The 4,332-nt window shown below is 57.5% G+C and carries 5 protein-coding genes and 2 pseudogenes; 2 read left to right on the top strand and 5 right to left on the bottom strand.

From position 1 onward, the window contains the following. Positions 1-783 (top strand): ribosome small subunit-dependent GTPase A (gene rsgA, locus AC1D35_RS34895; RefSeq protein WP_477942465.1); only part of this gene is annotated, 783 nt, incomplete at its 5' end. 90 nt (positions 784-873) lie between these two features. On the opposite strand, the gene AC1D35_RS34890 is transcribed toward rsgA, so the two are convergent. From AC1D35_RS34890 to AC1D35_RS34870, 5 genes and pseudogenes are all read right to left on the bottom strand, one after another. Beyond that, positions 874-1,119 (bottom strand): hypothetical protein, encoded by a 246-nt coding sequence (locus AC1D35_RS34890; RefSeq protein WP_113298923.1) that lies wholly within the window; start codon positions 1,117-1,119, stop codon positions 874-876. 738 nt (positions 1,120-1,857) lie between these two features. Continuing rightward, on the bottom strand, positions 1,858-2,004 hold the full coding sequence (locus AC1D35_RS34885; protein WP_113318873.1) for a YjiS-like domain-containing protein: 147 nt from the start codon (positions 2,002-2,004) through the stop codon (positions 1,858-1,860). A 140-nt stretch (positions 2,005-2,144) separates the two neighbouring features. Then, positions 2,145-2,846 (bottom strand): aldehyde dehydrogenase family protein, encoded by a 702-nt coding sequence (locus AC1D35_RS34880; RefSeq protein ID WP_477942463.1) that lies wholly within the window; start codon positions 2,844-2,846, stop codon positions 2,145-2,147. Between the two features lie 28 nt (positions 2,847-2,874). After that, positions 2,875-3,140: pseudogene (locus tag AC1D35_RS34875) on the bottom strand (PIN domain-containing protein); the annotation flags it as partial. Then, a pseudogene (locus tag AC1D35_RS34870) lies at positions 3,137-3,393 on the bottom strand (FitA-like ribbon-helix-helix domain-containing protein). The pseudogenes AC1D35_RS34875 and AC1D35_RS34870, both read right to left, overlap by 4 nt. Positions 3,394-3,626: 233 nt before the next feature. Between AC1D35_RS34870 and AC1D35_RS34865 the strand changes: the two are divergent. Beyond that, positions 3,627-4,332: acyl-CoA dehydrogenase family protein (locus AC1D35_RS34865; RefSeq protein ID WP_477942462.1), on the top strand; the 706-nt coding region annotated here is incomplete at its 3' end.

Raw genomic sequence — 4,332 nt, 5'->3', positions numbered from 1 at the left:
ATCAGCCGTCTTGATCGAAAAAGCGTCTTTCAACGACGCCCGGAAGGCGGACGTGGCCAGCAACTTGTTGCCGCCAACGTCGACACCCTGTTTATCGTGACCTCATGCAACGCAGATTTTAATCTTGCCCGGCTGGAACGTTACCTGATCATGGCCAACCAGGCCGGGAGCAATCCGGTGATTGTGCTGACGAAGGCTGATACCGCTGAAGATGCTGGCACGCTTCAGGCGCAAGCCGAGGCCTTGCAGCGTGATCTGCCTGTGATCGCCTTGAATGGTCGCTCCGCAGACGCCGTTTCCCTGTTGAGGCCCTGGTGCGGCGTTGGCCAGACGGTTGCGCTGGTGGGATCCTCCGGTGTCGGAAAATCGACGCTGGTGAACACCATGACCGGCCCTGGCTCTGACACAAGGCAGAAAACTGGCGCCATCCGCGAATACGACGCCCAGGGTCGACACACGACCACGGCGCGATCGCTGCATGCTATTTCAGGCGGCGGCTGGGTCATAGATACACCTGGGATAAGAACGCTTTACCTGAGCGATGTTACCGATGGTATAGACACCCTCTTTGCAGAAATAACCGAGCTGGCGCCGCTTTGCCGGTTTCGCGATTGCACCCACGCACATGAACCGGGGTGCGCCGTTCAGGCAGCTGTCGCAAGCGGTGCCCTGGACGCTGATCGCTTGGAACGCTGGCGGAACCTGCTTGCAGAAAACCGCGACCGAACACCGGTCGTGAGCGGACCACGCGGCAACAAGATCGTTCGCAAGAAGAAATACTGAAAGTTTTGTGCGTTTGTAACGGTGCTCATCGGCGTCAGTGACGATCCGCCACCTTGGGGAATTGGCTGGGCCGTGGTCACCGCGTCAGGCTCAATGATTGGGTTTGCGGTCAAGAAGAACCTGCAAGCGGCCGCTCCCGCTTGAAATGGGTATGTCTTTGAACAACCGCGATATGAGGCGCGGTCGCAGTCCTTGCCTCTCATCGATGAGGAGAAATGACATTCTCTTTATCTCGATCGTGATCACGCCCGCATTGTCATGGCGACGATAATTCCCCGAATCGATCGCATGGAATCCGTTTTCCACCGCCCAGGCGGCTATCATATCCGCGTTCATCAAGGTCCTGCTTTAGAGATCTCGGACGTGCTTTCTCTAGCTGTCCTGCTCGTGCAAATCGCTTTGCAGTCTCACGAATACCGTAACTGAAACGCTCTAATCCAGACAAATCCGTCCAAGATTACAGTTCGCGCATTGGTGTTGCCAGAAAGACTCGCGGCAATCGGTGCGGATCCGCTGTGGCCCCGCCCCCGTTTGGTGCCCTTGAGCAAGGTTCGAGCCGACGCACCTTACATTCGCAGCTATTGAAGGAGAATGAAACTTGGCCCCCGCGCTCCCTTTCGATACCTGACTAGAGCGCCCCTCGCTTTTTTGCTGGCGGACGCGAACCTCGAAGGCAGCGTATGTCGACTGCAACTCAATCTTGACCTTCGGGAGAATAGCCCAAAACGAAAAAGCCCGCCGCGGGAGGAGGTGCGGCAGGCTTTCGAAAAGAACTGAACAGCGACTGGGAGGAGGAGTGCCGCTGTTCATACAGACGACCCTGGGAGGAGGAGTGGGCCGTCTGAAATTCGAAGCTCTGCGGGAGGAGRTGCATCGCTTCGATGCGGTWATSTRTACGCCGACTACGAACCACTTACTATTGCTTATGTTGCACTGCACCCATGCAAGAACGGCAAGTCGAAAAGATCGSRAARGATCGATGGCAGGACTCGATCGCAGACAGTGGACATCGACGCAAAAACGCCCGCATCATCAGCGGGCGTCAAGCAGCTTCAAAGAGTGAATGCTGTGCGGTCAGCGGGCGATCGATGCGCGGGCGACGTTGCGGATATCGGCGCGGTCGATACCGAGATCCTGCAGTTCGCGGCTGGACATGCGACCAAGYTCGCTGACGGTCTGACGGAACTTGCGCCAATTGTTGAAAGAGCGTGCGACGTTCATGATAATCCCCTTTCCTGAGGGCTTCTGACGTCAGCAGCCTTGCTTGGCTCCGGCGTCGTTTCGATGATTGGAATATAGGCGTTTCAATCGGTTAAAAACAGCGACAATCCGTCAGTCCACCTATGCAAGAAATGCATTGGTTATCGCTTTTCGACGGAAAGAGCCTGTTTTTTGAGCTCGGCGCAATCTGGCATTCTGGTCGTGGCAGCGTCGCAGGATGCCAGGCCCGGCCAGCTGACAGCCTTCGAACTGCCCGTCCGTCGCGGGCCGTTCATCCGGCGTTCCGCAATGTCGTATCCCGCCGCCCTGGTCGTGATCCCCACCATGCCGTATTCCAAACGTTCGGCGACACGATGGGCCCTGGCCAAGTTTTGAGTGTAGAAATATCCTGCCAGCCCAAATTCCGTATCATTGGCAAGCGCGATTGCTTCTTCTTCCGTGAAGCGGAAGACCGGCGCAACAGGGCAAAAAATCTCCTCCTTCATGACGCGCATCTCGACGCTCGCGTCTCGAACGACTGTGGATTCGAAGAACAGGCCGCCCATGGAATAGCGGTGACCGCCTGTCGCAACCGTTGCGCCCTTTGTCGTGGCGTCCTGCAGCAATTCCTCGACTTTGCGCACGGCGTGTTCATCGATCAGCGGTCCCTGTTCCACTCCAGGCTCCGTCTCCGATCCAACCCGAAGACGTGAAACCTTTGAGGCAAAACGGTCGATGAACGCATCATAGATGCCCGGCTGAACGATAATACGGTTCGTGCAAACGCAGGTTTGACCCGCATTACGGAACTTGGAAAGAAGGGCCCCTTCGACGGCGCGGTCGAGATCGGCGTCATCGAACACGATGAAAGGGGCATTCCCGCCAAGCTCCACGTGCCATCAGTTCCGAGTAAAACTGCGAAGTCGCCAGATTAAAGGACAGGATGCGCCCGGAGAAATGAGGCAGCACTTCGCCCGAGGCGGTCGCGGAGGATTGTTTGCCGTTTCCCAGTGGGCAAGAACTGATCCCGAAACGAAGTTCAGCAATCGTTAGTGCGGAAATGAACAGCGTTACCTGGGCGTCCAACCAAGCGACCACTACCTCATCGGGAACTGATTTCCGCGGTCGGATATAATGTTGGTGTCCAGCAAGATCATTCGAAGGTCATCGGTCCCGCAGGCGTCTTATCACGACTTTTCTGCAGGGCTCAACGTCGCTGTCGGAAAGCTCAGCGTCGCGACCAATAGCCGCCAGTAAAGAGCCGAGCTTCACACGGTCAGGGGGACGAACAGCGGCCTCAATAATGTCACCGATCTCGGCCTCGGTGCTTCTGCCCTGATGAGCCGCCCGCGCCCGCAGAGTACGATAGCGAGGACGATACCGTCTCCGTTCAGGCCTCGTCGCCTTGATTGGATTCGAGCCAAATTACCTGGGAAACCACCAGATTGTTAAAATGCGACGCCCGCCGCATCGGTAGATGCCACGCCCTCGGTAAGCATCAAAAAGTGATGCCCTGCCCGAGCGCACGAAGAATTTCTTTCCTCCACATCAAATTCATATGCCTGGACTTGCTTTGCGCATCGGTCGACCGTCCGTGCCACGACGCTGCCGGAATTCCCGGCGCCGGTAAGCGCGGAGGTGATATGTCGTTCGAATTTGACGTTGAAGATCCGCTCCTGGCAAGGGCTGCCGAGTTGAGAAAGGCGTTCCATCAGGATGCGGTCGAGCGGGACAAGCAAGGCGGCAGCCCCCTCGATCAGATCAGGCTCCTGAAGGAAAGTGGCCTGGCTTCCGCTCAAATCGCAAAGGCATATGGCGGACAGGGGGCTTCCTGGGTGACAACTCTTCGCATCGTCAGGGAATTCGCCAAAACCGACGGGTCGCTCGCGCATCTCTTCGGTTACCATCATCTGCCGCTGAACCTCATCCTTTTTCGCGGTTCGGATGCTCAAAAGGACAGGTGGCTGGGCGGATCAGCCGCGGGCAACTGGATCTGGGGCAATTCCGGCAATGCCATGTCGAAGACTTCGACAGGTGAGAAGACGGAAGGCGGCTGGACGATCAACGGCAGCCGGCCCTTTTCCTCGGGCTCGCACATTGCGGACTATATCCAGATATCCTGGGAAAATTCGTCGGGCGAACGCCTCACAGCAGCGGTCCCCGCCGATCGCGAAGGCATCGTAATTGCGGATGACTGGGACGGTATCGGGCAACGGCAGACCGGCAGCGGCACCGTCCATTTCCGCGGCCTCCACATCGGCGACGATGAGGTCATCAGCGGCCCTTCCGTGCCACTGACGCCTTACGCGTCCCTCACCTCGCTTCTTCAGCAGAGCGTCCTTCTCAACG

The organism is Rhizobium sp. P1_E6, assembly GCF_056405875.1.
The sequence above is the reverse complement of the archived record's forward strand: the minus strand, read 5'-3'. Positions and strand labels throughout refer to the sequence as shown.

Excerpts from the sequence above, each read along its gene's own strand:
- AC1D35_RS34890 (WP_113298923.1), bottom strand. The coding sequence starts at position 1,119 with ATGAACGCGGATATGATAGCCGCCTGGGCGGTGGAAAACGGATTCCAT.